The organism is Cytobacillus oceanisediminis (assembly GCF_004366035.1).
GTDB classification, from domain to species: Bacteria; Bacillota; Bacilli; order Bacillales; family Cytobacillaceae; genus Cytobacillus; species Cytobacillus oceanisediminis_C.
The window spans coordinates 247580-274175 of sequence record NZ_SOEE01000006.1 but is presented as its reverse complement, the minus strand read 5'-3'; the positions used below and the strand labels follow the sequence as shown (position 1 = coordinate 274175).

Below are 26596 nucleotides of genomic sequence, written 5' to 3'. Positions count from 1 at the left end.
TTTGGTGTAATGGTGGATCGCATGTGCAAACCGGATGGCACGGAACAGAAAGCAAATGAATAATTTTTTTCACTTCAAAGCGACTGGATCACAGCGCTTTTTTTATTTCACTGCAAAAAAAACCAGCCCGCTAAGGCTGATTTCCCGTTCTTGGCAATATTAAAATTTCTACCCGTCTGTTCTTTGCTCTGCCTTCCCTGGTATCATTTCCAGCAACCGGCTGGAATTCCCCAAACCCTTTGGCACTGAACCATTTAGGGTCCAGCTGGTCATTTTTCAGGATTATTTTCATAAAGTTGACTGCGCGCATCACACTGAGCTCCCAGTTGGACTCGAAGTTTGAGTTGCGGATCGGGACATTGTCTGTATGGCCGCTTATGATAATGTTTCTTGGCGGGTCCATGATGAGAAGCTCCGCGATTTCACTTGCCATATTTAAATCCTGCGCACGGACTTCTGCACTTCCTGAGCCGAACAGGACATTATCCCTGATAGACACAAGCAGTCCTTCTGTGGTTAAAGAGGTTTCCAGTTTATCCGCCAGGTTTTGATTTTCGATAAAAGCGTTGACTCTTTGCTGCAACTCTGCCAGTTCTTCCTGATCGGCAGCCTGCTTCAGCTTTTCTTTCTCTAATTCATCCAAAGCTGCCATCTCCTCCAGATCCTTGCTTGGCTTTTCGGACACCGCATCAGTGGATTGCATTTGGCCTTCTGGCATTGGACTTGGGAATTCAAATACCCCTGTTCCCCCTGAAAAGACATCGTTGAATGCCTTTGAGAGCTTCTGAAATTTCTGAGCATCTACGGAACTCATTGCGAATAGTACAATGAATAGGGCCAGAAGCAGTGTTAATAAATCAGCATACGGCAATAGCCACGATTCATCTACATGCTCCTCATGGTGCTGCTTCTTTTTCCGCCTACTCATCCTTTGCCACGCTGCTTTCCTCAAGGAATTTCCGGCGTTCACCAGCAGGAAGGTAGGAAGCAAGCTTTTGTTCTATTACCCGGGGAGCCTCCCCTTCTAATATTGAAAGAATTCCTTCGATCATCATGCTTTTAATCTTAGCTTCCTGCTTGGATTTTCTCTTTAGCTTATTGGCAAACGGATGCCAAAACACATAACCCGTGAAAATCCCCAGTAAAGTCGCTACGAATGCAGCACTGATGGCATGACCGAGACTGGTGGTGTCATCCATATTTCCCAGTGCTGCAATTAATCCAATTACTGCTCCCAGCACTCCAAGGGATGGGGCATAGGTGCCTGCCTGGCTGAAAATTTGGGCTCCGGCCTGATGTCTTTCTTCCATCGCTTCGATTTCTTCGCTTAATACATCACGTATATAATCGGCACTTTGCCCATCAACGGCCAGAGATAAGCCGTTCTTTAAAAAAGTATTTTCGACTTCGTTCGTTTTGACTTCGAGTGCAAGCAATCCTTCTTTTCTTGCCAGCTGGGCCCAATCCGAAAACATCTTAATCATCTCAGCCGGGTTCATCAGCTTTTCTTCTTTAAATAAAATGCCGAAAAGCTTGGGCACCCGTTTGATTTCATTTGTTGGAAATGCAATAGCCACTGCTGCTGCAGTTCCCAGGATAATGATCAAAATAGCGGCCGGATTAATCAGAACAGACGGGGAAACCCCTTTAAAAACCATCCCTACTCCAACTGCTATGATCCCTAAAATTACTCCTATAATCGTTGTTTTATCCATGCAAGCCACACCTTCTATGTAGTCTGAAAATCTCTATTCCCTTCTATTATTAATTTCGGATGATTTTTACAGTTCTTTAGGAATTTTTTCATATATAAAAGGCAGAGGTGCTTCCCCTGCCTTCGTTTTCATTGTTTTTAGATCCAGCGGCATCCGCAGAAACCTCTTCTTCTGCGGTCATCGTCATCTCGGCGGCGTCTGCATCCTCTTCCAGATCCAGCTAAATCTCTGTTGTGCCATAAGTCGCCAGCACCGCGTATATCATCGCGGCGATGCCTTCTGCGGTCGTCTTCTGATCCGCCCACACTGTCCCTTCTACAGCCGCAATGTCTTCCGCGATTATCTTCGATACCAAATACATCGTCATCACGGTGGTGCTTCCTGCGGCGGTCTTCTGCTCCTCCTACATCATCTCGGCGGTGCTTTCTTCGGCGGTCTTCTGCTCCTCCTACATCATCTCGGCGGTGCTTCCTGCGGCGGTCTTCCGCTCCACGTACATCATCTCGGCGGCGGTCATCATCTTCTTTTACAATAACTCTTTCGGCTCTGATTTCCACTTCATCTGCATTAATCTCAAATCTTCTTCTCCAATCTCTCGACATAAGTCTACCTCCTTTCTCATGGATACTATAGAATATGTGCCACAGATGGTTTTCGCATGGACAAATCCCCAATCGGAAAGAAAATGTGCCTGTTTAAAGAAAAAAAAAACCTGTCCTATTCAGGAGAGGAGTTTTGAGAAATTATATTTTTTGAAAGACGAGGCTATTTATTTTCATTAAATGCTTTAAGGCCGCCTGGAAAGTAGCATGTGTTTCAGCATTTAATTCAATGCCGGATAAAACGATTTCCTTTATCAGCTGCGGGGTCATTCCTACAAAGTAAGGCTTTACTCCCATGAGGTTAATGGAATCAGTCAGGTTGCGGATTTGCTGTCCAAGTTCGGAAAGGCACATCTGCTCTAATCGGTCGACTGTAATATCTGTAAAGTCTATGATGGCAAATTCAGTGTCATGCTCTTTAATATGATTCAGGACTTTAGCCGTAATTTTTTCGAATCTTTCTGCCATGAGCAGGCCTGTAATCGGCACCAGTATCGTCTGGGGAATGATCGATGGTATAATCGGTGCGGTCATATCCGCTATGGCTGCCTCATATTCTTCCACTCTTTTTTCAAGGACCTTTATATATTCATCTTTGTTCATGTATTCTCCTCAATTCCAACCATCTAATCCATTAGAATAATTTATTGTTAATTTTCTCTTCGTAGTTTTTAAAAAGGGATGAGTTGGTGTTTTGTCTTCTTTTCGAGATCATGCTGTTAAAGCGGAGCATCTTTTCGTTAAGCTTCTTCTGCAACGCTTTTTTCTCTTCCTGATCCTCACATTGTTTAATCAGATCTTCGATCGTCAGCATTTCCTTCTTCATTCGGTTTTCTTCATCAGTGAATCCTGCATTCTTCATGATGCGGTAGGCCATGCGCAAATTCTCAGGGACGGAAGACAGGTCATCGAACGGAAGCGGTTTCCCATAGCCTGGCAAATGATCAAACTCGCCATCCTTGTACGCTTTTTTGATGCGATCTTCAGACAGTATAGAAAAGAAGTCCAATCTCAAGTTCCCCCTTCACTTCATTTGTTACTTATTATTATATATTTTCAGCGCTGCTTATTAAAGTAATTATCTATATGATATGGAGGACTGCAGAAAAATCAAGAGAAAGCTTGCGCCTCCTCCCGTCAGATTTTGCCTATTAAGTTCGGATCCATGTTAATCCCGGTCTGGCCAGGCTGCCAATTGGCCGGCACACCTTTTCCTGTCTGCTGTGCATATTGAATTCCCTGCATGATTCTGACATGCTCATGCAGATTTCTGCCGACTTCTCCAGGGTAAATGAGCTTCGCCGCAATAATGCCATGAGGGTCGATAAAAACGGATGCCCTGATTGCCGCTCCTGAACTTTCGTCCAAAACCCTATAAGCTCTGCTTATTTGATGGGTTCGATCGCTTACCATTGGATAATTTACATTTTTCAAAGAGGGAGATGTTTCCTTAAATACTTTATGGGCGTATACACTATCCGTGCTGATGGACATTACTTCACAGTTTAAGGCTTTTAAGTATGGATTCACAGCGGCGACCGCCGCCAATTCTGTCGGTCAGACAAACGTGAAGTCACTCGGATAAAAAAACAGCAGCACCCATTTTCCAATATAATTCTCCAAAGTGACCTTTTTTATTTGATGATCAATGACAGCATCTGCCGTAAAAAAAGGAGCTCGGTCTCCCCGGCCCGCACAGAATACGGAACCATTCGGATCGTTCATGGCTATCCCCCTCCCTTCCACTTTTGTCTCTGCTATATATACTTATGCGAACAAAGGTAAAATTGAACGGAAAATATTGAGTGAAACAGCCGTACATAGTCCAGGTGTCAAAGGGAAAAATAGTGAAAGAATAATATTCAAGAATGAAAGGAGCATGATTATGTCACGCGGAGTCCATTTTAATCATAAGAGAAAACATCACCCCGGGGAATTTCCTGAACATACAATGGTCGAGCGCCACACTACTGAGGCACAGGAAGACGAAGAATTTATTGTGACTCAGGAAGCATTTAAAAACCGCTTTGAAGAAGATGAAGCAAAGGAACTTGAGGAAAGAGCCAAAGAATAAGAAAAGCGGAAGCCCCTTGCTCACCCCCGACACCTCGAGGGAGCAGGTGCTGGAGCTAGACTATTATCGACGTTCATAATTATTTCTTAATAAATTTTATAATAGGGGCCTGCATAACATTCAGGCCCCTGCTGCTTATATTGCGTCTACTTCCACTTCTTTCAGCCAGGACGCGCATGCTTCAATATCCTTTGAAAATACGCGGTCTTTTTTAATGGAAGGCACCACTTTTCTTGCTTCTTCGTAAAAACGTTTTGTTTTATCAGCCATTTTTTCTGAACCTCGGTATTCTGCTGCCTGCAGCGCGCAAATCAGTTCAATTGCAAGTACTTTATTAACATTTTGGATAATCTGATATGCATGTCTTGATCCGATGGTTCCCATGCTCACATGGTCTTCCTGATTCCCGGATGAAGGAATTGAATCCACACTTGCGGGATGGGCAAGTGTCTTATTCTCCGAAACAAGTGAAGCTGCAACATATTGGAGAATCATCGCACCAGACTGCAGTCCAGGTTCCGGGCTTAAAAATGGCGGCAAGTCACTCAGCTGCGGATTAACTAGCCTTTCAATCCGGCGCTCTGAAATATTGGCCAATTCCGCAACCGCAATTTTCATGAAGTCCATTGCAAGTGCGATTGGCTGCCCATGAAAGTTTCCGCCGGATATGACACTTTCCCCGTTTTCAAAAATCAGCGGGTTATCCGTGGCTGCGTTCATTTCAATTTCAAGCTTTTCTTTTACATAATCAAGCGCCTGCCAAGATGCTCCATGCACTTGCGGGATGCAGCGGATGGAATAGGCGTCCTGCACCCGGATTTCTCCCTGTCTTGTGATCAGGCTGCTGCCTGACAGGTATTCCCTCACTCTTCTTGCTGTATCGACCTGCTGCTGATAGCCTCTTGCCTGATGGATATTTTCATCAAACGCATCAATAATTCCGTTTAAGCCTTCCATTGTAACTGCAGCGATCAATTCACTTTGATAAGCGATTTTTTCCGCTTCCAGATAACCAATGACTCCCATTGCCGTCATCGCTTGAGTACCGTTAATCAGGGCAAGCCCTTCCTTCGCCTGTAATGTTAAAGGCTCGATTCCCTCCTGAACAAGCACTTCCAGCGCGGGTTTTCTTTCACCCTTAGAAAACACCTCCCCTTCTCCCATTAAAACTAATGCCAAATGGGAAAGAGGAGCCAAATCGCCGCTTGCTCCAAGCGATCCCTGCTGCGGGATAACAGGATGGATTTGTTTATTCACAAGCGCTAAAAGAGTTTCTATCACGACAGGACGGACCCCTGAGAATCCTTTCAATAAAGCATTTGCTCTTAATAAAAGCATGGCTCTCGAAACAGCCTGAGGGAATGGTTCCCCTACACCGCAGGCATGCGAGCGGATTAAATTCAACTGAAGATCCTCTACATCTCCCTGATCAATTCTTACATCGCTGAATTTGCCAAAGCCAGTGTTAATGCCGTAAATAACCTTTTCTTCACTTACAATTCTCTTAACGGCTTCACGGCTTTTTTTTACACGCAGCATGCTTTCCTCCGATGCTGCAGCCTTTACTCCTTCAAAAAGCACTCTTTTGACTTCAGACAAAGTAAGAGTATTTCCATTTAAAGTAACCACTTTGTTTTCCTCCCCGCGAGTTAAAGTCATCATCGAATCTGTCAATTTTTCCATTTCATATCCTCCCCGGTACGTTAGCGAGATAAAGAAAAGGCTGTATCTCAAACACAGGTTTGAAATACAGCCTTTTTAAAAAGATTATTTGCAGTATCAGTTTTTAGATGCCTCATCTTTATCACAGCCTAATTTTGATATATTTTCTGAATATAATTAATTCTATGTGCCATATGAGAGGATGTCAATTGATTTTTGCCATTTTTTAACAAGTTAGATTGTTAGAATGGTAACACAGTAAAGCGTTTTTATTTTAGCCATATAAAAAAGCCGGCATTTCTGCCAGCTAGGTTTCATTCAATGTCTTGTCTATTCAGTGCTTGCTTTAATGTACCGTAAGTATTAATGCCTGTGAAGTCCAGGCCAAGCTGAATGGAAGTCTGGGCAACTTCAGGGCTGATACCGGAGATGGTAGATTTTACCCCCAGCAGCTTTAAAGCTGTCGTTAAAGAGAATATTTGATGGGCAACCATCGTGTCGATGATGGCCACACCTGATAAATCAATGAATAGATGTTCCACATCTGCTTTTGCACATTTTTTCGGAATTTCCTCGAGCAGGATTCGTGCACGTTCCGTGTCAATATTGCCGATAAGCGGCAGTACAGCTGTATGGTCTTTTACAGGAATGACCGGAGTCCCAAGTTCATTAATCAGACTTTGCTGGGCAACAAGCCGATTGGTCGTCAGTTCATAATATTTCTCTGAAAATTTATTGATGAGCTTATCAAAAGCCTTGTTAATGATCGTGCTCCATTTCAATACATCATCTGCTGTGACCTCAGACTTGTTTTCGTTAATGAACTTTTCAACAAAATGCCAATAGGTTTCCCGCACATTGCTTAAAGCTTCCAGTACTTGAAAAATGGGCGTATTAGAATCCACTCTGCTCTCCGCTACTGTAATGGCCCATTCTTCCATATTCCTCTTAAATGTCTCCTCATCAATCAAAGCTGCTGAAACGGTGCGGTTGGTAAACGTATTTTGTTCTCTCAGGAGCTTCTCATAAGCGGGGTCTGCATCAGCAGAATAAATGGAGCCTTTCTGTTTATCCCTTAAAGACAGCCACGTATCTGTGATATTTATTGAATTCTCCTGAATGTAATCATAAAGAAGCCGATTTTTTGCATTCATTCATTTCACCTTGTCTCTTTCTATTTGTAAACAAACTGGTAAGTTCATTGTAGAATGATTTGTGACTAATGAAAAGCAATACAACTTAGGCAGTTATTCACTTCACTGCCCGGCAAAATTTATCCCATTACAAATATTGAAGATTTTCAGCTATACTTAGTTTGTACAGAAATGGATGAATGTAATTTGAAAGGAGTTCTTATGAAATCACTTGTTCTTGCTGAAAAGCCCAGTGTTGCCCGTGAAATTGCACGGGTTCTGGGATGCCGGCAATCTCATAAAAGCTATATGGAAGGCGATAAATATATCGTGACATGGGCTCTTGGCCATTTAATTGAGTTAAAGATGCCTGAGCATTATGACAGCAAATATAAAAACTGGAATCTGGAGGATCTGCCGATTATTCCTGACCAAATGGGCCTTAAGGTGATGAAGCAGACCAGCCACCAGTATAAAGCCATTGAGAACCTGGCAAAGAGGAAGGATATTAAAGAAATTATCATTGCTACTGATGCAGGACGCGAAGGGGAGCTTGTCGCACGCTGGATTTTGGAGAAAATCCGCTGGCGCAAGACAATCAAACGCTTATGGATATCTTCTGTAACGGACCGCGCCATCCGTGACGGCTTTCAAAACCTTAAGCCAGGAAAACAATTTGAAGATTTGTATGAATCGGCTGTTTGCCGTGCAGAGGCCGATTGGCTCATCGGGCTGAATGTCACAAGGGCTCTGACTACTAAATACAAGGATCCCCTATCCGCGGGCCGGGTGCAAACGCCGACACTGGCACTCGTGATGGAAAGGGAAACATTCATTCAAAAATTTGTTCCAAAAGAGTATTGGACGATTTACGCACAAATTGGCCCCCTGCAGGCTGACTGGGAGAAAAATGGTGAAAAGCGCATCTTTTCAAAAGAGGCAGCTGAAGGAGTCCTTTCTAAAGTGAAGGGGCAAAAAGCGGTTATCCAGTCCATTAACCGGAAGGAAAAAGCAGAGCCGCAGCCGCTTCCTTATGATTTGACTGAGCTGCAGCGTGACGCCAATAAGCGTTACGGCTTCTCCGCCAAGAAAACGTCAAATGTACTGCAGAAACTTTATGAGCAGCATAAGCTTGTCACCTATCCGCGGACAGACTCACGCTATTTGACAAAAGATATGGAAGCCACCATGATGGATCGTCTTCATGGCATTGCAGCTTCCTATAAGGACGAAGTGAAGCCGATCCTTGCGAATCAGGGCAAGGTCCTGGCAAAGCGAGTCTTTAATAATGAAAAAGTAACTGATCATCATGCAATTATTCCCACTGAAGAACGTGTACACCTCGGTGATTTGTCTGCTGATGAGCGAAAGCTGTACGAATTGATTCTGCGCAGATTTCTGGCCATCTTCCATAACCCTTATAAGTATGAAACCATCCATGCTTCGATTGATGTGAACGGTGAGACATTCACAGCTAAGGAAACAGCAGTTATCGACCTGGGTTATCGCAAGGTTGAACGAAGCAGTGATGAAGAAACAGGTAAACAGAACCTGAAGAACATCTCAAAAGGACAGAGCTTTACGGTACAAACGGCTGAATTGTCCGCCAAGCATACTGAACCTCCTCTTCGCTATTCCGAAGCTGACATTTTGACACAGATGGAAAAATACAGCCTGGGAACACCTGCGACAAGAGCGGAAATCATTGAACGGCTCCTTGATACGGAAGCGATTGAAAGGCAAAATGGACGTCTGTTCCCGACTAAAAAGGGCAAACAGCTGATGGACCTCGTGAATGAAGATCTGAAATCACCTGAACTGACTGCTAAATGGGAACAGGAATTGGAGAAAATCGCACGAGGAAAAGCAGATCCCAAAGAGTTTCTGCAGAATATCCGCAAGCAGACACGGACATTGGTTTCAGAAATTAAAAAGAGCGATAAATCTTACCGTGCCCACAATCTCACGGGCTCAAAATGTCCAGAATGCGATTCCTTCTTAAAAGAAAGGAATACCAAGGACGGAAAAATACTTGTCTGTTCTAATCTTGATTGCAATTTCCGAAAGCGCAAAGATCCAAAGCTTTCAAACCGCCGCTGCCCTCAGTGCCGCAAAAAAATGGAGATCCACCAGGGCAAAGCAGGAGCATACTTCCAGTGCCGGCCATGTAATGTGGTGGAAAAAGCCCAGGACAAAAAGAAAGCCGTCAACAAACGGGAAGAGCGAAAACTTGTTCAGAAATACACCCAGAAGGAAGATTCCTTTGGAACAAGTCTTGGTGATTTGCTTAAGGCTGCCATGGAAGATAAGGATTAATATATAGCCCTGGCTGATGCCAGGGCTCTTTCTGTATGAACAGTCATACTCAGCTTGTCCTCTCCATAGCATGTACTATACTGAAAGGAGAGTGATAAGATGTTAACCAGAGTGGCAGACCGTTTCTCCAAGCTTGTGGAAAGGTATCTCCCGGACGCCTTTGTCATTGCGGTATTAATGACTCTGTTTGTGTTTATTGCAGGGTTTTTCATGAAGCCTTCCGAACCTGTTGAGCTGTTTAAATCCTTCGGTGACGGCTTCTGGGTGTATCTTGCTTTTACTATGCAAATGGTGCTCCTCTTAATGACAGGCATGGCGCTTGCTTCTGTTCCTTCTGTACAGCGTATACTTGAAAAGCTGTCCTCCAAAGCGAAGACAGCCAACCAGGCCTACGTGCTGACTTTTCTCGTTTCATCTGCAGCTTATTATATTAACTGGGGCCTTGCTGTTGTCGTTGGCGCCATTATTGCCCGTGAAGTAGGGAAAAGAAATCAGAACGCACACTTCCCCCTATTAGTGGCTGCAGCCTATGCACCAACTGCTCTTTATACTGCTGGATTATCAAGCTCAATTGGTTTGACTGTTGCAACCAAGGGCCATTTTCTGGAGGAAGTGGCTGGCGTCATCCCAACTTCGGAGACCATTTTCCATCCTGGAACAATTGCTATTTTAATTGCTCTTGTTATTACTATGCCGATTTTCATTGTGCTGATGGCACCAAAAAAAGACATTATCTCATACGTTCCCCCTGAGGCACCCAAGCAGGAAGCTGAACAGAAGGAAGTTTTAAAAACTCCCGCCGGAAAGCTCGAAAGAACACCCTTTCTCGGGATCATTACCGGATTAATCGGGTTAATCTATGTCATATTTGAGTTTGTAAACGGGCGTGACCTTGACTTGAATATTATCAATATTGCCTTTCTATCGTTAGGACTCATCCTTCACAAATCGCTCGTACAATACGCCAATGCTTTTAAAGAAGCGGGTTCTGCCATTTCCCCTATCATTCTGCAATTCCCATTTTACGCCGGCATTATCGCCGTTCTCGGCAGCTCCGGGTTAGCAGAGTCTATAATTAATGGGATGGCATCTATAGCAAGTAAAGACACCTTTGATATATTCACCTATTGGGCCGCCGGTCTCGTTAATATTCTTGCTCCTTCAGGCGGCGGACAGTGGGCATTGCAGGGGCCGCTTCAAGTGCCTGCCGGTCTCCAGCTTGGTGTGGATCCCGCCATTACTGCTATGGCTGTAGGCTGGGGTGATGCCTGGACGAATCTGATCCAGCCTTTCTGGGCCCTTCCTATACTAAGTTTGGTCGGCCTCCATATTCGTCATATAATGGGCTACTGTGCATTGCTGGCCATATGGGTGGGCATTGTTACTACGATTTTGATGTTTTTTGTATATTGATTAAGAAAAGCCAAGCCTAATCAAGGTTTGGCTTTTTTGGAAAAAGTCTTCTTGTGTTTCTTACAATTTTGGTAGTATGATAGCGTTATTCTGAGATTGAAGTTGGGGAAACAGCATGAAAATAAAAGATTGGGATAAGAATTTAAAAGTAAGGTTATTTGGGGAAGCGCTTATGAATATTACATTCTGGATGTTCTTCCCGTTTTTAACGATTTATTTCGCGGATGAATTCGGAAAAGACAAGGCTGGCTTATTGCTCATTTTTTCTCAGGTATTCTCCGTACTTGCCAACTTAATGGGCGGTTACACAGCTGACCGCTTTGGCCGCAAGAAAATGATGGTTCTCTCTGCATTCGGACAGGGACTTTCATTTATCATTTTTGGATTTGCCAGTTCACCCTGGCTGAATTCTCCGGTGCTTGGATTTATCTGCTTTGCTTTTGTGGGAATATTCGGTTCATTTTATTGGCCGGCAAGCCAGGCAATGGTTGCCGATGTGGTGGAGGAAAAGGACAGAAGCCAGGTATTTGCTATTTTTTACACTTCAATTAATATTGCAGTTGTGGTGGGTCCCATTTTAGGAGCTATTTTCTATGTCCATTACCGTTTTCAGCTTCTTATGGCCGCCGGCATTATCTGTATTCTGTTATCTTTCATCCTTTTCCGGTGGACAAGGGAAACATTGCCAATACAAATACATACAGAAAGCGGAAATAGTAAATGGCATGCAGTTTTATTAAAGCAAACGAAAGATTATGGCATTATCTTCAGGGACAAAACCTTTCTCCTTTTTATCATAGCAGGTGTTCTGGCTGCACAGACTTTTATGCAGCTTGATCTATTAATACCTGTCTATACAAATGAAGCAGTTCATAATCAGTCTCTTTTTAAATGGAATGACTGGTCCTTTTCTGTTCAGGGAGAACAGGCTTTTGGCATTCTGCTGTCTGAGAACGGTTTCCTCGTAGCCTTATTTACCGTAGCCGTAACGAAAATGATGTTAAAGTACAAGGAAAGAAATGTCTTTATCTTATCATCTCTTACTTATGCAGCAGCCATCATCATGTTTGGGCAAACGCAATGGATATGGGGATTAATTCTGGCTATGGCCGTTTTCACTATGGGTGAATTAATGACAGCTGGCCTTCAGCAGAGCTATGTATCAAAAATTGCTCCAGATCATATGCGGGGTCAGTACTTTGCAGCTGCCTCCCTTCGATTCACAATCGGGAAAACCATTGCACCTATCTCCATTCCGCTTACAGTCTGGATCGGATATGACTGGACTTTCTTAATACTGGCGCTGCTGGCTGTTGTAAGTGCGTTTTTGTATTGGCTGATGTTTGCTTTACCTGAAAAAAATAATGCATTCCATGCCAAAAAGGAATCTGTATAAGGTTCCTTTTTAATTACGTCTCCATCCACAGATGGAGACCCAAGGTTCTTGGGCACGATTTTCAGTTCAATAGGTTTCTTTTTGCAAACAGAACAGCTACAATGAAAATGAAGATTCTGACAAAGGAGAATACATAATGAATCAATTTCAAACGAATTTAGAGAAATATGCAGAGCTTGCCGTAAAGGTCGGTGTAAATGTACAAAAAGGACAGACCCTTGTTATTAACACAACACTTGATGCAGCTGAACTGGTTCGTACAATTGTTAAAAAGGCCTATGAAGCGGGAGCTCATAACGTAGTTGTGAACTGGAGCGATGATGCAGTTACTCGCACAAAGTACGATTTGGCACCGGATGAGTCTTTCTCCGAATACCCGGAATGGCGTGCGAAGGAAGTCGAAGATTTAGCTGAAAAGGGTGCGGCATTCATGTCAATCGTTTCAGCAAGCCCAGATTTGCTGAAAGGCGTGAAATCAGAACGAATCGCAAGCTTCCAGAAAGCTGCAGGAAAGGCGCTTGCAAAATACCGAAAATTCATCCAGTCTGATAAAGTAAGCTGGACTGTCATTGCAGCTCCATCTCAAGCCTGGGCAAACATGGTATTCCCTGACGCACCGGAAGAATCGCGCGTAGAAATGCTTTGGGAAGCTATTTTCAAAGCAACTCGCGCTGATTTGGATAGCCCGGTTGAAGCCTGGAAAAAGCATGATGAAACACTTCATGAAAAAGTGGATTATTTGAACAGCAAGCGATATCAGAAGCTGCATTATAAAGCTCCAGGTACGGACCTGACAATCGAGCTTCCAAAAGGCCACTTATGGGTCGGAGCAGGCAGCATTAATGAACAGGGACACGAATTCATGGCTAACATGCCGACTGAGGAAGTGTTTACGGTACCTTACAAGACAGGTGTTAATGGCACGGTTTCCAGCACAAAGCCTTTAAGCTATGGCGGAAATATCATCGACAAATTCAGCCTGACATTTGAAAACGGCCGCATTATCGATGTGAAGGCCGAAGAAGGCGAAGAGATTCTTAAGCAGCTTGTTGAGACAGATGAAGGCTCCCACTATCTTGGTGAAGTGGCCCTGGTTCCTTTCAACTCGCCAATTTCACAGTCCAATCTGCTTTTCTATAATACTTTATTTGATGAAAATGCTTCAAACCACCTTGCCATTGGCAGTGCCTATGCATTCTGCATTGATGCGGGCAAGAAAATGTCCAGTGAAGAACTGGCTGAAAACGGCTTGAACGAAAGCTTAACACATGTTGACTTCATGATCGGTTCCGCTGAAATGGATATCGATGGAATTACTGAAGACGGCAAGGCTGAACCAGTGTTCAGGAAAGGTGATTGGGCATTTTAAAGCGGAAACGCCTTGCCCACCGAAGGAACGAAGACTAAGAACGCCACGACCTGTGGAAGGTCTGCATGCCCCACATCCTTCCAAAAGCTGTCGCTTTCGGTCGTGCGATGTCTATGCTGACGAAGTCTTCCCTGTCCTGGGGGCCTCAAGCACAAGACGAGCCTCCCGGAAAGGCGCCCTTTTCCATTTGGGTGGCTTGCCTGAAATGTAGAGGCGACTGCCCAGGGACGACAAGCATAAGTCGAGCCCTGCAAGAAGGGGTTCTTTCCTTCTGAAAGGGATTGGCTTATGTCTCGAGTCCCTAGGAGCCGCAACTAGACAAGCTTGTGACCTCGAGGGGGCAGGCTGCTTGCGCCAGACAGTTCTCGAAGTTCAAAATTTAATGCTTTTTATTTCAGAAAAAAATCATGCGGTTATTGTGCCGCATGATTTTTTGTTTTCATTAATACTATTTCACTAACGTTTCCTTCTAAATCAGAAATGATTTCGATAGTATATTTATCTGCCAGGTAGGAGGAAATGCTTTCGCCTGACAGCACCTCTTCCCTTACTTCAAGAGGAGTGCCAAACATAGCAGTAATCTCGTCAATGGAAGTTTTCACCCGCTGTCCAGGAATAGAAATTGCCGTAACATTGCCGGTTTCCCGTTCAAAATAATAGGTGATTTCAGGGTACATAACAAAAGGGCTGTCATTTTCAAACCCTTCCTTAATATAATTTGGATCTGACTTCTTAATTTCGGATATATTTGTGCCAATTGGATAAGGGCTTCCGAGCGGAATTCCCTGTTTGGCTTTTTCAATGGCATCCACGCTGAGTGCCAGGTTCTTAAAAGGATAGTAGAGGGCTTCCTCTTTTAACCACAGATCCATCCAGTCAATATTAGAATGATCCCCTTTGTTAAGCTCTATTCGGTCATGCAGGCTCATTAAAAGGGTTTCTTCATTAAATAGCCATGTTGAAATAACCCATCTATCATTCTTATTTTGGGCAGTTTGAAGAAACTTCTGATTAATATTTTTTATTTTCGCTTTGGAGGAAGTGATCACTTCTTTTTCTGTATTGATTTTCAGCACTTCTCCATCTTTAATAGCCAGCAGCTGGCCCTTAACCGCATTTTCTCCCTTGGACTGAAAAATCGAAATGATGGTTTTGTTCCTCATTTTCTGAGTGTAAACCTGCTCCTTCGAAGGGTTAAATGACAATTCAGCACTGTTATTCAAAGCTTCCTGTCTATAAGCCTCTTTCGAACCTTTCTCAGCCAGGAAAACTGAATAATGTCCTGTAAAATAAGAATCGCCTTTCTTCCCTTTCGCACTGTCCTCATCCAGAATAATTTTTCTTTCATCTTCAGCATATAGATAAACTGTATATTTCATTTTTCCATCTGCTGCGTCCACCTGGAATAGTGACTTTCCTTCAAGCCAAACAGTATCTTTTTTCTCTTTCCCGGCCTCTTGTACAGCTGCTGTATTCTGTTCAGCTTCCACTCTATCTTCTTTTTCAAATTCTAATTCTTCTGTATTTAAAGATGCATTTATTTCATTTGAACAGCCTGCTATAACGGATGACAGCATGGCAATCATGATCATATTTATAAAATTTTTCATTATATTCTCCCTAATGTTATAAAAACATTTCCATTTAAAGTCAAATGTTACAATTACGTTTCAACTAATTAAGTGTAACAAATAGGGATCGTTTCTACAAACCTATCAATATGCTCATTTTTTTACAAAAACAAGGGTTTTCTCCCGTTTCCTTAATATATGACTCTTCTCCTGCTTCACTCAAACGATTGAATGAAGCACCATATGCCTTATTTATCAGCGTTTTTCAGTAAGAGACAAAAGGCCCCGGAATAATTTCCGGAGCCGCTTGCTTATATTTCTGCTGGTGCAGGTGCTGATTTTTCGGTCAATAGACTTACAGATACGTAAGCCGCAAGTGACAAAGCAATAGGCAATACGACTGTATTCATGCCTAATGCATTTGGATAAAAAGTATGGAATAAAATATACGAGGCAGTTCCGGTTATCATCGAGGCCACTGCCCCAAATCTATTTCCCTTAGCCCAATAAAGGCCCAGCACAACAGGCCATATGAATGCTGCTTCAAGTCCCCCAAAAGAAAAGAGATTCAGCCAGATCAGCAAATCAGGCGGACTGAGAGCCATGATGCAAACCAGAATCCCAAGCAGGGCTGTAACCGCAAAACTCAGTTTCTTGATGGCAGCTTCTTTGGCATCAGGCTTAATGTAATTAATATAGACATCTTTCACAATCGCCGAGCTGACCAGAAGGAGCAGGGAATCCACTGTTGACATGATGGCAGCCATCGGTGCAGCCAGTACAATTCCCGCAAGCCATGGAGGAAGAACTTCCATGGCAATCATCGGCATAACTTTATCTCCCGCTTCAATCCCCGGAAGAATAGGCCGGGCAAATACCCCAATTAAATGCATGCCAAGCATGATAAAGCCGACTACTATTGTTCCGATTATAATTGCCCTATGCATGGCTCTGGCATTTTTATATGACATGGCCCTCACTGCAACCTGCGGAAGGCCTACAACTCCAACTCCCACCAAAATCCAGAATGAGGATACATATAAAGGAGTCAATCCGCCATCAAAGCCAAAAGGTGTAATCAGATTCGGGTTTTCTGCAGACAGGTCACTGATAATATTCGGTATTCCTCCACCTGCCACAACAACAGCTGCCAGAAGGATCATGGTGCCGATGAACATGATTCCGCCTTGGACAGCATCCGTTACGGCAACAGCACGGAACCCGCCGATCACCACGTAGACCATAACGGAAGCTGCAAAAATGAATAATGCAGATAAATAGCTTAATCCTGTCAGTGACTCAATTAATCTTGCTCCGCCAACCCATTGGGCAGCCATGGCAGAAAACAGGAAAATAATGATACTGAGAGATGATAGCCAGACAACCCATCTGCTGTTATATCTTTCTTTCAGAAAATCGATGAGCGTCACAGCATTATACTTTCTTGCTGTGATTGCAAACTTTTTCCCCAGAACCATGAGAACGAAATAACCAGTAACAACCTGTGACATCGCAAGCAGCACCCAGCCAAGCCCCTGTGTGTAGGCAACACCGGGACCTCCAATGAAACTGCTTGCACTTCCATAGGTTGCAATCATGGTCATAGCCAGAATAAAACCGCCCAGCTGCCTTCCTCCCAGAAAGTAATCCTGCAGGAATGAACTCCCGGTATCAATCTTTCTGCTGGACCATAACCCTACGAGAAAAATAAAAATTAAAAAGATGAGAAGAGGAAAAATAACCTGCCACTTCATTCAGATTCTCCTCCTTCCCCGTTTTCTTCAAACGGAACTTCTTTAAACATAAATTTTACAGCTGCTGTTACCAGAATCACCATTACGGCAAACCCTGCTACGCAGCTCCAGAAAAACCAGGCAGGCAACCCCCAAATATATGTATACTCACCAGCAGGCCCAGACCCCATCCCATAGGCAAACCCATACCACCATACAAAATTGAAGAGCACCAGACCAATGCCAATCCACGCCTCTCTCTCTGCGATTTTGAAGCGCGGATCTTTTTTATGTATGCCTTTCTTCATTTTGTCCCCCTTCAGAGCTTTATTATAGTAAACGTGCCATGAAATACAGAATATTCCCTAAATATAATCCCACTTATGTATATTTTCTGCAAGAACAAAGGCGGAAGCGCCTTGCTGAGATGAACTTCAACTAAAAAGCGCCAGTCCTGTGGCGAACCTTGAAGCCAGCACATCCTGTGCAGGTCTGACAGGCATAAGACGAATCACGCAGGAAACCTTCCAAAGCTCGCTTTGGTCGGGCGATATATCGCTGACGAAGCGTTCCTTTTCCTGATTTCCGGAGTGATTTGGCTTATGACAAGAGGGGCTAGGCGCTGGAGCTGGATGCAGATCATTTTTCATCAAAGTTATTCACATCGTAATATTTTATTAATTCCTAGACAACAAAAAAAGCAGATTGCTCTGCCTTTTTGATATTATTTTAAAATCGCACTTTAAGCAAGCTATGGTCTTAACGATTGTCAATTGTCTCCGGGTAAAGGTCATGGTTCATCAAACGGTAATCTGCCATTTTTTCATATTTCGTCCCCGGCTTGCCGTAGTTGCAATACGGATCGATGGAGATTCCGCCACGCGGCGTAAATTTGCCCCAAACCTCAATATAGCGCGGATCCATTAATTCAATAAGATCGTTCATAATGATATTCATGCAATCCTCATGGAAATCTCCATGATTTCTAAAGCTGAAAAGATATAGCTTTAATGACTTGCTCTCTACCATTTTCTGATCCGGAATATAACTGATATAGATGGTCGCAAAATCCGGCTGTCCCGTTTTCGGGCAAAGACTCGTAAACTCAGGGCAATTAAATTTTACAAAATAGTCGCGGTTTGGATGCTTATTGTCAAAAGCCTCCAGAATCTCAGGCGAGTATTCAAAAAGATATTTTGTACCCTGATTTCCCAATAGTGTAATATCCGTTAATTCCTCATCTTTTCTTCCTGACATAAAAAAAGCCTCCCTTTATATGATCCCGCTGATCCTAAGGAGAGGTCCAAAAAGTACAGCTTGAAAAAATAAAAACCATATCCTCTTATGGATATGGTTGATTATTATAATCAAAGCCATAGTTTTTTATAGAGGGTGAAGCTATGAACCTCTCCCGCTCACACGGGAATATTCGAAATATAATTGTCATTGTTACTATAGAGAAAAAGCATGTTTCTGTCAATAGGGGCTTCTTTATCTGGTTATCAATTAATCTACATAGTATAATTACGGTAATTTTCTAAGAAAGGTGACATGTTATGTGGAATGAGTTTAAAAAATTTGCCCTAAAGGGAAATGTGCTTGATTTGGCTGTCGGAGTTGTTATCGGAGCTGCCTTCGGAAAGATTGTATCTTCTCTTGTAGATGATATCATTATGCCGCTTGTAGGATTGCTGATGGGCGGAGTTGACTTTAGGGATCTGATGGTAAAGGTTGGAAGCGCTGAAGTCAAATACGGTCTATTCATACAGAATGTGGTTGATTTCTTCATTGTTGCATTCTCGATTTTCGTCTTTATCAGGATTATCAACAATCGTTTTAAAAAGAAAGAAGAAGCAAAGCCTGCACCAGCTGTGGATAAAAACATTGAGCTTTTAACGGAAATAAGAGACCTTTTAAAAACAAAATAAATAATGAAACTTAAACAATAGTTCTGACGTATATACATATACAAATGATTTTAGAGGAGAAATGAAAAAATGTATGTACAGCATACTGCAAATAACAGTTATTTGCCTTCTGTCTTACGGGCGTTTGCCTTATCATTGGGGATTGCTTTTATCGGAACAATGGCGGGTGTTTTCATCCCTCCAGCCCTGTTTTTGCCGCTCATGATTCTTGAACTGGGAATGCTGCTTTTCGCTTTCCTGCTTCGCCGCAAAAAGGCCATTGGGTATCCATTCCTGTATGTATTTACATTTATTTCAGGGATGACCACCTATCCGATTGTTGCCCATTACCTGGCTGCCATTGGCCCGAATCCCGTGCTGGTCGCACTTGCAGCGACAACGGTTGTATTCACAGGTTTGGCAGTTTACGCTACGACAACCAAGCGGGATTTATCTTTCCTTCGCGGCATGCTGATGGCAGCATTGCTTGCCCTTATTGCGATCTCAATTTTCAGCATCTTCTGGCCGTTAAGCTCTAATGCTATGCTGGCGTTTTCCTTCATCGGAGTGCTTGTATTCAGCGGATATGTGCTATTCGACTTTAACCGCATGAAGCATTATGGAGTATCACCGGAAGAAGTGCCTTTGATGGCTCTTAACCTATACCTTGATTTTATCAACCTGTTCATTAATATTCTTCGCATTTTTGGAATTTTGGGGAGCAGGGACTAAACAGGAGTGCGAACTCCTGTTTTTTTATGTGCAAGCCGCAATTCTTTATTCCTTCAAAAGAATTAGGTAAGATCAGGAGTAAATCCGAAAGGCGGGAAAATAATGAATTATATTTTAGAAACCCAGAATCCTGATAAAAATATTACGCTCGAACAGGCCATTAATGGCCAATATACAATGGCTGTTTTCGTCCGCCATCTTGGCTGACCGGTGTGCAGAGAATATCTTGCGCAGTTGCGCGAGCGCATTAGTGAATTGGATTCCAGAGGTTTTCAAGTCATTGTCATTGCTCCTTCCAAAGGAACATTCATCAATCAATTTCTTCAGCAATTCGGCCCGTTCCCTTTTCCAATCCTCGGTGATCCTTCCCGGGAAGCTTATAGAGGAATGGGACATAAAACCATGCCAAAATGGAAGCTTCTTTCAAAAGCAGCATTTGGATTTATAACCGGCCAAGTGAAAGGGTTTGTCCCTGATAATGAAAAACAGAAGGAGTTTGTCATGAAATCCATGAAAACCCAGGATGTCTACATTCAGGGCGGGACATGGCTTTTCTCGCCTCAGGGAAAGATATTATGGAAGCATATTGATGAATCCCCTGAAAATCACGCAAAGATTGGTGATGTTTTAATGAAAATGGATGAAGTGAACGCTTAAAAGGCAGTCAATTACTTGGCTGCCTTTCCTTTTGTGATCTCCCATATTTCACGCAAAACCGGCATCTCTTCCATTTCCTCCTCGGTTACAAGATCCCATTGAATGCCGTCCGGCTTTGGATATGGCGTATTTGTTCTGATCAGTTCCTTTTCGGTTGCAATCCAGTCGACAGTCAAATCAAATGGGTCCCTAGGGATATCAGCCTCTGTAACCTGGGCGCTGTTGACTGTTCCAATCACAGGAATTTCAGGATTTCCCAGCTCTCTGATGATGGCATATTCACGGTCGGCATAGCCCTCCCCTTTTCCGACACGCCGTCCATCCCGATGAAGACCCACTGATCCGGCAAAAAATAAATCAATTTTCGGCAATTCTCTGAGAGGAACTTCTTTACCATATGAGTGGATATGCTTAAGACTCACTGCTTTTCGCTCCTCTCCGGCTGGCACCCATTCCGGCTTTACCATAATAAATCCTGCTCTAAGCCTTGGAGTTGGAACCAGCAATGTCTTTCCATCCTTCAAAATTTGTGCGCGGACCGGCAGCTGCGGAGAATCAGGATTAACCTTAATTACCTTAGCCTCTTTATACTCAGGCATAGTAAAAACAAATGCAGCAGCTTTTTCAGCTCCTTTGAAATTAGGGATTCTATTTTTCAAAGGAAACGGAAAGCGGCCAAGCTTGTTCTCCTCAAGAAAATTCCATATGTACTCACGGATTTCTTTCTTCGTATTCATTACGTTTCACTTCCTTTCTTTTATTTTATCCATAAGGGATAAAACTGAATAGAAAAAGAACTTCATTTTTAAGAAATAGGTTTTAAGTCATTTTCTCGTGGTAAACAAATAATGCAAGGCCAATAACAAAACAGAAGGGACTGGTTGACGATGAAAAGCGCAACAGCGACTTCAAGGTTCGTCATTGGCATTGCAAGAAACCAAGGAGGGTTTGCAGAGCGTTCGAAAGGCACTCTCGTCTATAACCGATATATTTAAAATCGGTTCGGCCCTATGCAAATCATAATCCTCAGGTTGTCCGTCATCGGACTTAAAAAAGGTGCAGACCAATCGGTTTGCATCTTTTTTAATGCCTATAATCCTCTAAAACCCCTCTTCTTTTCTCCCTATCTCCTAAAAAAATTCCTAATCATTGTTTAGACATGTATTTTTTTCACCATAATGGCAAATAAAAGGAGGTTTCTAGATAAATGTCTGAACATGAACAAAAACAAGAATCAACCATGTCCCGGAGGAGATTCATCCGCAATTCCGGGTTAGTTGCCGGCGGTTTGGTAGGAGGCGGCATTCTTGGCGGCTTAATTGGTGCAAACATGAATAAAGACGGTACAGCAACGGAAGAGAATGCTCATACCAACGGGCATAATCAGGTTGCCTATCAGCAGTCACCTTTATATTTCACAAACCCCGAGATATTCGGAATCCTTCAAGCGGCCGTTGAGAGAATTTATCCAAAGGATGAAAATGGCCCTGGCGCTAATGATTTGGATGTTCCATTTTTTATCGACCACCAGCTTGCAGGTTCATGGGGAAACAATACAAGGGAATATATGCAGGGCCCATTCTTCCCAGGTTCAAACTTTCAGGGTTACCAATCCCCTTTAAAACGGCATGAAGTCTTTGATGTCGGCCTTGTTGCCCTGCAGACATACAGCAACGATAAGTTCAATAAGCCTTTTGCTGAACTGGAGGGCGAACAGCAGGATGAAATCCTTACTGCCTTTGAGGAGGATAAAGTAGAGCTTCGGGGTGTTACCTCCAGGACATTCTTTAATATTCTCCGGGCAGCAACTATTGAAGGCGTCTACGCAGATCCTGCCTATGCCGGAAACAAGAATATGGAAGGCTGGAAAATGAAGGACTTTCCTGGCCATCAGATGAGCTATATCAATCAAATTGAGTCTGAAAAATTTGTGAAAATTGAACCAAATAGCCTTCATTCGTATACGAAATAGTACTATCTCTTAAGGAAGTGGTAAAAATGGCTAAAACATTGCCAAAAACAGATGCAGTCATTGTAGGAGTTGGATGGGCCGGCGGAATCATTGCGGCTGAACTAGGGAAACAGGGATTAAAAGTGGTCGGCCTGGAGCGGGGAAAAGAGCGCGGCGTCAAGGACTACTATGTTGTCCATGATGAACTTCGCTATGGAATCCGCTATGAATTAATGCAGGATCTTTCAAAAGAAACGATTACCTTCCGCAACCAGGGGAAGGAAAGAGCTCTTCCAATGCGCCAGCTTGGTTCCTTTTTGCTTGGTGAAGGGTTAGGAGGATCCGGTGTCCACTGGAATGGACATACTTTCCGCTTTTTGCCTTATGACTTTGAAATTAAATCCCAGACGGTTAAAAAATATGGAGAAGCAAAGATTAAGGGTCTTCAAGTTCAGGATTGGGGCATTACATACGATGAATTGGAGCCTTATTTCTATGAATTTGAGAAAGCAGCAGGAATTGGCGGTGAAGAAGGTGAGCTAGGGCCAAAGAGAGCGAATCCGTTCCCAAATCCTCCAATGAAGGAAACACCCATTACAGCGCGATTTAAAGAGGCCGCGAAATCATTGGGTATGAAACCTTACCATATGCCATCCGGCAATATGAGCCAGGCTTATGAAAACCAATATGGCGCTAAGCTGGCTCCTTGTCAGTACTGTGCTTTTTGTGAACGTTTTGGCTGTGAATATGGAGCCAAGGCAGATCCAACCGTTGCCGTCATCCCGTTTGCCAAAGAAACTGGAAATGTGGATATCCGCAACTTTGCAAATGTAACAGAAATTATTCACGACGGCAAAAAAGCAACAGGAGTGCGCTATGTGGATGTGCAAACCAAGGAAGAATTCATCCAGCCGGCAGAAATGGTTATCCTGACAAGCTATGTCATGAATAACACCCGCCTGCTGCTGACATCCAAACTGGGGCGTCCATACAATCCTGATACAGGATCAGGGGTTATCGGAAAGAATTATTGCTACCAGATACTTCCCGGGTCAGCTGGATTTTTTGATGAAGAACAATTTAATACATTCATGGGTGCCGGTGCTCTTGGTGCAACGGTGGACGATTACAATGGAGACAATTTTGATCACTCGGATCTTGGCTTTATCCATGGCGGTTCCATTTCCCTCAACCAATCTGGATACCGTCCGATTCAATATAATATGGTTCCGACTGATACACCGAAATGGGGCAGCAAGTTCAAGGAGAATTCCATTAAGTACTTCACAAGGGCTTTAAGCATTGGGACACAGGGAGCTTCCATGCCTGTGCAGCACAATTATATGGACCTGGATCCTTCTTATAAAGATGCTTACGGGCTGCCGCTGCTTCGTCTGACATATGATTTTACCGAGCAGGATAAGAATCTTTATAACTATGTTGGAAAAATTACAGACAAAATCATGCAGGAGATGGGACCGGCAAAAATTAACGACCGGCAGCAGCTGGAGCACTATGACATCGTCCCTTATCAGACAACACACAATACCGGCGGCGTGATCATGGGGGCGGAGCCCGAAACATCAGCTGTAAACAACTATCTGCAGATGTGGGATGCGGAAAATGTATTTGTCATTGGTGCATCCGCTTTCCCTCACAACGGAGGTTATAATCCGACAGGAACAGTTGGTGCACTCGCCTACCGTGCTGCTGAAGGAATCATCAAATACAGCAAAGAAGGCGGCCTGCTTGCATAAGAAAGGAAAAGCGGAAGCGCCTTGCCCAGCCCCGACCTCGAGGGGGGCAGGCGCTCCTCCTAAAAGCTACCGCTTTTAGTCGTGCGATGACAAACCTGTCGAAGCGTTCCTTGTGGAGCTAGACAGGTCTCGAAGTTCAATTTAATACTTACTCACATGCTTAAAAAATCCACAAAAAGGAGTGAACATCATGGGGCTTTCAAATATCGGAATTCCCGGATTAATTATCATCCTCGTTATTACCTTAATAATCTTTGGGCCAAAAAAGCTTCCGGAAATCGGGTCTGCCTTTGGAAGGACCTTATCAGAATTCAAGAAATCAGCCAGAGAAATTATGAGTGACGATGAGGAAGCCGATTCAAAAACACGTTCAATCGAAACGGCTGACCGGAAGGATAAACCGCTTTAATAGGAGGGTTTAAATTGAAAACGGATGAACAAACCCTTGTAGAGCATTTAATAGATCTGAGAAAAGTGCTGATTCGATCACTGATTTTCTTTTTAGCCAGCTTTGCCCTTTGTCTGTTTTTCATCAACAGGCTGATACCCATGCTCGTGAATGATCATGAACTTGTCATGCTTGGACCGCTGGATGTGATTAAGCTGTACACGGGAATTGCAGGAAGCATCAGCCTTGGGCTTTCGCTTCCTTTTATTTCTTATCAGGTCTGGCTATTTGTGAAGCCTGCATTAACGGAAAAAGAAAGCAAAGTATCATTGATATTTTTTCCGGCTATTCTCTTCAGCTTTATCGGCGGCCTTTGCTTCGGCTTTTTTATTATATTCCCTGCTATTTATCAGTTTTTAATGCTATTGGGTGAATCACATTTTGCAATGATGATCACTGCCAGGGAGTATTTTTCTTTCCTGCTGATGTCGACCATTCCTTTTGGTTTTCTGTTTGAAGTGCCTTTGCTGTTATTGTTTCTGACAACAATTGGCATTGTCACCCCGGCCATGCTCAGCTCAATGCGGAAATACGCATACTTGATCATGGCTGTTGTATCAGCTCTAATTACACCTCCTGATTTATTTTCACAGATTCTTGTCCTTGTGCCCCTTATCGGGCTATATGAAATTGGCGTTATTATGTCAAAATTAAAATTCAAGAAACTGAAAACTGGTCAGGAATCTCCATCCAGCGAGATTTAAACAAGTTTAGGTTCGCCCTCAAAAGGATATTTAATAAGAAAACGTTCTTTTGGAGGTCTGTAAAATGAATGAACAGGATCATGTAATCAAACAAGATGGTGAATTGGATACAAAAAATATCAAGAATGCAATGGACAGGATGTCAAATGAAAGAGCCGAAGATATTTTAAGCAGTTTCGATGAATTTAAAAGCTATCTGGCTGAAAGAATCGAGCTGGGCAAAAAGCTGGGTTTAAATGAGGAACAGCTTGCGGTTACAGCGGAAAAAGTAGCTGGCTACCTGGCTGAAAATGTAGAGCCAAAAAATCGCGAGGAACAGCTTCTGAAAGAATTATGGAAGGCTGGCAATGATGAAGAAAAGCATAAGCTGGCCCATATGCTTATACGCCTGACCGAACAGGCTTAATAACAAAGCCGGAATTGTTGTATATGACAATTCCGGCTTTGTTACTTTTTCAGATCTCTATAAAGATTTATAAACTGGTTTGGCTCAGACTTTACTTGAAAAGAGAATAGTCCCCGATTGGTATGAAGATAGAGAAAACCAATTTCGCAATTGGAAGATCTGTATGACATATCCCAAACTTCATCAATGAGAAATTTATCAGTTGGGGAAAGAATGTGATCCTCAAATAAATGAAGATAAAGTTCCTTTTCAATGTATTGCTGCTGATTCCAGTCGATCTTCCGGCTGACTGTTATAAAAGGATGGGAAGCAATGATCCTCACATGGACCTCCATAAAAAAAATGATTTGCTTCCATTGAAACATAATGCGGATCGGGATTCAAATGGCTGAACCTTACCCTATATATTCCTCCCGTAAAATCGCATAATAAGTCAGGTCTACAGGCCTGCCATCTTTCATCGCATGCTGGCGCAAAGTTCCTTCATGCTTCATTCCTGACTTCTCCATAATCCTCCATGATCCAGGATTGTCTGTAAAAGCAAGGGCATAAATCCGGTTATGATTCAGCTCTTCGAATCCATATTTAATAACTGCTCTGGCTGCCTCTGTACCATACCCTTTTCCCCAGAACGGCTTGCCGATCCAATAGCCGATTTCTGCTCTCCTGTTTGCATTAGTGCCTGTAATATTGATGAGTCCTATCAAGCTATTATCCTCTTTTTTCGTAATGGCGAAAATGGCAATTTTACCGTCTCTCTCCGCTTCCTTGATGCTTGTAATAAACTCCCTTGCTCCCCCTTTTGGATAGGGATGGGGAATATTTAGTGTTGTTTTGGCCACATCATAATCACTGGCATATTCCTCCACCTCGGGTGCATCGTCAAGGGTAAGGCTGCGAAGAATTAGGCTGCTGGTTTCAAGGGGGTTCATCTCATTGCCTCCTTTTTTGTTTATCAGCAATATTTCTATTTTTCAAAAGAATATCCTTTATTTTTCCAGAAGATTTTCAGCTTATCCAGCAACTTATTATTTATATATCTAGTTATTT

28 protein-coding genes and 1 riboswitch are annotated in these 26596 nt (G+C 43.1%); of the genes, 13 read left to right on the top strand and 15 right to left on the bottom strand.

The window, feature by feature from the left end; genetic code table 11:
• Nucleotides 1-130 precede the first annotated feature (130 nt).
• The 6 genes from motB to DFO72_RS16825 form a co-directional block, all read right to left on the bottom strand.
• Nucleotides 131-928 carry a flagellar motor protein MotB gene (gene motB, locus DFO72_RS16850; protein WP_113883110.1) on the bottom strand — a complete coding sequence of 266 codons (798 nt, stop codon included), beginning with the start codon at nucleotides 926-928 and terminating at the stop codon, nucleotides 131-133.
• Entirely contained in the window at nucleotides 921-1715 is a 795-nt protein-coding gene (gene motA / locus DFO72_RS16845) for a flagellar motor stator protein MotA (protein WP_113883109.1), read from the bottom strand. The genes motB and motA overlap by 8 nt, the downstream gene beginning before the upstream one ends.
• Nucleotides 1716-1852: 137 nt before the next feature.
• Nucleotides 1853-2317, bottom strand: coding sequence for a hypothetical protein (locus DFO72_RS16840; protein WP_113883108.1), 465 nt, complete (start codon nucleotides 2315-2317; stop codon nucleotides 1853-1855).
• A 141-nt stretch (nucleotides 2318-2458) separates the two neighbouring features.
• Nucleotides 2459-2920: an STAS domain-containing protein gene (locus tag DFO72_RS16835; protein WP_113883107.1), complete on the bottom strand. Its 462-nt coding sequence runs from the start codon at nucleotides 2918-2920 to the stop codon at nucleotides 2459-2461.
• Between the two features lie 31 nt (nucleotides 2921-2951).
• Complete coding sequence (locus DFO72_RS16830; RefSeq protein ID WP_113883106.1) at nucleotides 2952-3326, bottom strand: DnaJ family domain-containing protein; 375 nt, start codon at nucleotides 3324-3326, stop codon at nucleotides 2952-2954.
• Nucleotides 3327-3454: 128 nt separating this feature from the next.
• Nucleotides 3455-4042, bottom strand: a complete 588-nt coding sequence (locus DFO72_RS16825; RefSeq protein ID WP_243856192.1) for a peroxiredoxin — start codon at nucleotides 4040-4042, stop codon at nucleotides 3455-3457.
• A 160-nt stretch (nucleotides 4043-4202) separates the two neighbouring features.
• Between DFO72_RS16825 and DFO72_RS16815 the strand changes: the two genes are divergently transcribed.
• Nucleotides 4203-4391 carry a hypothetical protein gene (locus DFO72_RS16815; protein ID WP_113883103.1) on the top strand — a complete coding sequence of 63 codons (189 nt, stop codon included), beginning with the start codon at nucleotides 4203-4205 and terminating at the stop codon, nucleotides 4389-4391.
• 135 nt (nucleotides 4392-4526) lie between these two features.
• Here DFO72_RS16815 and hutH read toward each other — a convergent pair whose 3' ends face one another.
• Together hutH and DFO72_RS16805 are read right to left on the bottom strand one after the other, a co-directional pair.
• The gene (gene hutH / locus DFO72_RS16810; RefSeq protein ID WP_166672514.1) at nucleotides 4527-6020 is read right to left on the bottom strand and encodes a histidine ammonia-lyase; all 1494 of its coding nucleotides are present in this window, start codon (nucleotides 6018-6020) and stop codon (nucleotides 4527-4529) included.
• Between the two features lie 347 nt (nucleotides 6021-6367).
• Complete coding sequence (locus DFO72_RS16805) at nucleotides 6368-7207, bottom strand: STAS domain-containing protein (protein WP_113883101.1); 840 nt, start codon at nucleotides 7205-7207, stop codon at nucleotides 6368-6370.
• A gap of 201 nt (nucleotides 7208-7408) precedes the next feature.
• On the opposite strand from DFO72_RS16805, the gene DFO72_RS16800 reads away from it, so the two are divergent.
• The 4 genes from DFO72_RS16800 to DFO72_RS16785 all read left to right on the top strand — a co-directional run bounded on the left by DFO72_RS16800 (nucleotide 7409) and on the right by DFO72_RS16785 (nucleotide 13680).
• Nucleotides 7409-9502: a DNA topoisomerase III gene (locus tag DFO72_RS16800; protein WP_113883100.1), complete on the top strand. Its 2094-nt coding sequence runs from the start codon at nucleotides 7409-7411 to the stop codon at nucleotides 9500-9502.
• A gap of 99 nt (nucleotides 9503-9601) precedes the next feature.
• On the top strand, nucleotides 9602-10915 hold the full coding sequence (locus DFO72_RS16795) for a short-chain fatty acid transporter (protein ID WP_113883099.1): 1314 nt from the start codon (nucleotides 9602-9604) through the stop codon (nucleotides 10913-10915).
• Nucleotides 10916-11030: 115 nt separating this feature from the next.
• Nucleotides 11031-12311, top strand: coding sequence for an MDR family MFS transporter (locus DFO72_RS16790; RefSeq protein WP_113883098.1), 1281 nt, complete (start codon nucleotides 11031-11033; stop codon nucleotides 12309-12311).
• A 136-nt stretch (nucleotides 12312-12447) separates the two neighbouring features.
• The gene (locus DFO72_RS16785) at nucleotides 12448-13680 is read left to right on the top strand and encodes an aminopeptidase (protein ID WP_113883097.1); all 1233 of its coding nucleotides are present in this window, start codon (nucleotides 12448-12450) and stop codon (nucleotides 13678-13680) included.
• A gap of 413 nt (nucleotides 13681-14093) precedes the next feature.
• On the opposite strand, the gene DFO72_RS16780 is transcribed toward DFO72_RS16785, so the two are convergent.
• The 4 genes from DFO72_RS16780 to queF all read right to left on the bottom strand — a co-directional run bounded on the left by DFO72_RS16780 (nucleotide 14094) and on the right by queF (nucleotide 18241).
• On the bottom strand, nucleotides 14094-15290 hold the full coding sequence (locus DFO72_RS16780) for a hypothetical protein (RefSeq protein ID WP_113883096.1): 1197 nt from the start codon (nucleotides 15288-15290) through the stop codon (nucleotides 14094-14096).
• 272 nt (nucleotides 15291-15562) lie between these two features.
• Nucleotides 15563-17005 (bottom strand): sodium/pantothenate symporter, encoded by a 1443-nt coding sequence (panF, locus tag DFO72_RS16775; protein WP_113883095.1) that lies wholly within the window; start codon nucleotides 17003-17005, stop codon nucleotides 15563-15565.
• The gene (locus tag DFO72_RS16770) at nucleotides 17002-17292 is read right to left on the bottom strand and encodes a YhdT family protein (protein WP_113883094.1); all 291 of its coding nucleotides are present in this window, start codon (nucleotides 17290-17292) and stop codon (nucleotides 17002-17004) included. Before DFO72_RS16770 ends, panF begins: the two co-directional genes overlap by 4 nt.
• 451 nt (nucleotides 17293-17743) lie before the next feature.
• Complete coding sequence (gene queF / locus DFO72_RS16765; protein ID WP_026584082.1) at nucleotides 17744-18241, bottom strand: preQ(1) synthase; 498 nt, start codon at nucleotides 18239-18241, stop codon at nucleotides 17744-17746.
• Nucleotides 18242-18353: 112 nt separating this feature from the next.
• A riboswitch (PreQ1 riboswitch) is annotated at nucleotides 18354-18399 on the bottom strand.
• Between the two features lie 141 nt (nucleotides 18400-18540).
• On the opposite strand from queF, the gene mscL reads away from it, so the two are divergent.
• The 3 genes from mscL to DFO72_RS16750 all read left to right on the top strand — a co-directional run bounded on the left by mscL (nucleotide 18541) and on the right by DFO72_RS16750 (nucleotide 20280).
• Nucleotides 18541-18912, top strand: coding sequence for a large conductance mechanosensitive channel protein MscL (mscL, locus tag DFO72_RS16760; RefSeq protein WP_113883093.1), 372 nt, complete (start codon nucleotides 18541-18543; stop codon nucleotides 18910-18912).
• Nucleotides 18913-18981: 69 nt separating this feature from the next.
• Complete coding sequence (locus DFO72_RS16755; protein ID WP_113883092.1) at nucleotides 18982-19623, top strand: Bax inhibitor-1/YccA family protein; 642 nt, start codon at nucleotides 18982-18984, stop codon at nucleotides 19621-19623.
• A gap of 210 nt (nucleotides 19624-19833) precedes the next feature.
• Nucleotides 19834-20280 (top strand): peroxiredoxin-like family protein, encoded by a 447-nt coding sequence (locus DFO72_RS16750; RefSeq protein ID WP_113883091.1) that lies wholly within the window; start codon nucleotides 19834-19836, stop codon nucleotides 20278-20280.
• 11 nt (nucleotides 20281-20291) lie between these two features.
• Here DFO72_RS16750 and DFO72_RS16745 read toward each other — a convergent pair whose 3' ends face one another.
• The gene (locus DFO72_RS16745; protein ID WP_113883090.1) at nucleotides 20292-21017 is read right to left on the bottom strand and encodes a 5-formyltetrahydrofolate cyclo-ligase; all 726 of its coding nucleotides are present in this window, start codon (nucleotides 21015-21017) and stop codon (nucleotides 20292-20294) included.
• 470 nt (nucleotides 21018-21487) lie between these two features.
• Between DFO72_RS16745 and DFO72_RS16740 the strand changes: the two genes are divergently transcribed.
• The 5 genes from DFO72_RS16740 to DFO72_RS16720 all read left to right on the top strand — a co-directional run bounded on the left by DFO72_RS16740 (nucleotide 21488) and on the right by DFO72_RS16720 (nucleotide 25546).
• Nucleotides 21488-22252: a gluconate 2-dehydrogenase subunit 3 family protein gene (locus DFO72_RS16740; RefSeq protein WP_113883089.1), complete on the top strand. Its 765-nt coding sequence runs from the start codon at nucleotides 21488-21490 to the stop codon at nucleotides 22250-22252.
• A 26-nt stretch (nucleotides 22253-22278) separates the two neighbouring features.
• Nucleotides 22279-23988: a GMC family oxidoreductase gene (locus DFO72_RS16735; RefSeq protein ID WP_113883088.1), complete on the top strand. Its 1710-nt coding sequence runs from the start codon at nucleotides 22279-22281 to the stop codon at nucleotides 23986-23988.
• A gap of 190 nt (nucleotides 23989-24178) precedes the next feature.
• On the top strand, nucleotides 24179-24397 hold the full coding sequence (gene tatA / locus DFO72_RS16730; RefSeq protein ID WP_113883087.1) for a twin-arginine translocase TatA/TatE family subunit: 219 nt from the start codon (nucleotides 24179-24181) through the stop codon (nucleotides 24395-24397).
• A gap of 14 nt (nucleotides 24398-24411) precedes the next feature.
• Complete coding sequence (gene tatC, locus DFO72_RS16725; RefSeq protein WP_113883086.1) at nucleotides 24412-25140, top strand: twin-arginine translocase subunit TatC; 729 nt, start codon at nucleotides 24412-24414, stop codon at nucleotides 25138-25140.
• Between the two features lie 64 nt (nucleotides 25141-25204).
• Nucleotides 25205-25546: a DUF3243 domain-containing protein gene (locus DFO72_RS16720; RefSeq protein WP_113883085.1), complete on the top strand. Its 342-nt coding sequence runs from the start codon at nucleotides 25205-25207 to the stop codon at nucleotides 25544-25546.
• A gap of 41 nt (nucleotides 25547-25587) precedes the next feature.
• On the opposite strand, the gene DFO72_RS16715 is transcribed toward DFO72_RS16720, so the two are convergent.
• Nucleotides 25588-25869 (bottom strand): hypothetical protein, encoded by a 282-nt coding sequence (locus tag DFO72_RS16715; RefSeq protein WP_243856190.1) that lies wholly within the window; start codon nucleotides 25867-25869, stop codon nucleotides 25588-25590.
• Nucleotides 25870-25941: 72 nt separating this feature from the next.
• Nucleotides 25942-26478 carry a GNAT family N-acetyltransferase gene (locus DFO72_RS16710; RefSeq protein WP_113883083.1) on the bottom strand — a complete coding sequence of 179 codons (537 nt, stop codon included), beginning with the start codon at nucleotides 26476-26478 and terminating at the stop codon, nucleotides 25942-25944.
• Nucleotides 26479-26596: the final 118 nt, after the last annotated feature.

Coding starts and splice junctions, on each gene's coding strand:
- DFO72_RS16780 (WP_113883096.1), bottom strand. CDS start 15,290: ATGAAAAATTTTATAAATATGATCATGATTGCCATGCTGTCATCCGTT.
- motA (WP_113883109.1), bottom strand. CDS start 1,715: ATGGATAAAACAACGATTATAGGAGTAATTTTAGGGATCATAGCAGTT.
- DFO72_RS16795 (WP_113883099.1), top strand. CDS start 9,602: ATGTTAACCAGAGTGGCAGACCGTTTCTCCAAGCTTGTGGAAAGGTAT.
- queF (WP_026584082.1), bottom strand. CDS start 18,241: ATGTCAGGAAGAAAAGATGAGGAATTAACGGATATTACACTATTGGGA.
- DFO72_RS16815 (WP_113883103.1), top strand. CDS start 4,203: ATGTCACGCGGAGTCCATTTTAATCATAAGAGAAAACATCACCCCGGG.
- DFO72_RS16740 (WP_113883089.1), top strand. CDS start 21,488: ATGTCTGAACATGAACAAAAACAAGAATCAACCATGTCCCGGAGGAGA.
- DFO72_RS16800 (WP_113883100.1), top strand. CDS start 7,409: ATGAAATCACTTGTTCTTGCTGAAAAGCCCAGTGTTGCCCGTGAAATT.
- motB (WP_113883110.1), bottom strand. CDS start 928: ATGAGTAGGCGGAAAAAGAAGCAGCACCATGAGGAGCATGTAGATGAA.
- tatA (WP_113883087.1), top strand. CDS start 24,179: ATGGGGCTTTCAAATATCGGAATTCCCGGATTAATTATCATCCTCGTT.
- DFO72_RS16770 (WP_113883094.1), bottom strand. CDS start 17,292: ATGAAGAAAGGCATACATAAAAAAGATCCGCGCTTCAAAATCGCAGAG.
- DFO72_RS16790 (WP_113883098.1), top strand. CDS start 11,031: ATGAAAATAAAAGATTGGGATAAGAATTTAAAAGTAAGGTTATTTGGG.
- DFO72_RS16785 (WP_113883097.1), top strand. CDS start 12,448: ATGAATCAATTTCAAACGAATTTAGAGAAATATGCAGAGCTTGCCGTA.
- DFO72_RS16745 (WP_113883090.1), bottom strand. CDS start 21,017: ATGAATACGAAGAAAGAAATCCGTGAGTACATATGGAATTTTCTTGAG.
- DFO72_RS16710 (WP_113883083.1), bottom strand. CDS start 26,478: ATGAACCCCCTTGAAACCAGCAGCCTAATTCTTCGCAGCCTTACCCTT.
- DFO72_RS16805 (WP_113883101.1), bottom strand. CDS start 7,207: ATGAATGCAAAAAATCGGCTTCTTTATGATTACATTCAGGAGAATTCA.
- DFO72_RS16735 (WP_113883088.1), top strand. CDS start 22,279: ATGGCTAAAACATTGCCAAAAACAGATGCAGTCATTGTAGGAGTTGGA.
- DFO72_RS16755 (WP_113883092.1), top strand. CDS start 18,982: ATGTATGTACAGCATACTGCAAATAACAGTTATTTGCCTTCTGTCTTA.
- DFO72_RS16720 (WP_113883085.1), top strand. CDS start 25,205: ATGAATGAACAGGATCATGTAATCAAACAAGATGGTGAATTGGATACA.
- DFO72_RS16840 (WP_113883108.1), bottom strand. CDS start 2,317: ATGTCGAGAGATTGGAGAAGAAGATTTGAGATTAATGCAGATGAAGTG.
- panF (WP_113883095.1), bottom strand. CDS start 17,005: ATGAAGTGGCAGGTTATTTTTCCTCTTCTCATCTTTTTAATTTTTATT.
- DFO72_RS16835 (WP_113883107.1), bottom strand. CDS start 2,920: ATGAACAAAGATGAATATATAAAGGTCCTTGAAAAAAGAGTGGAAGAA.
- mscL (WP_113883093.1), top strand. CDS start 18,541: ATGTGGAATGAGTTTAAAAAATTTGCCCTAAAGGGAAATGTGCTTGAT.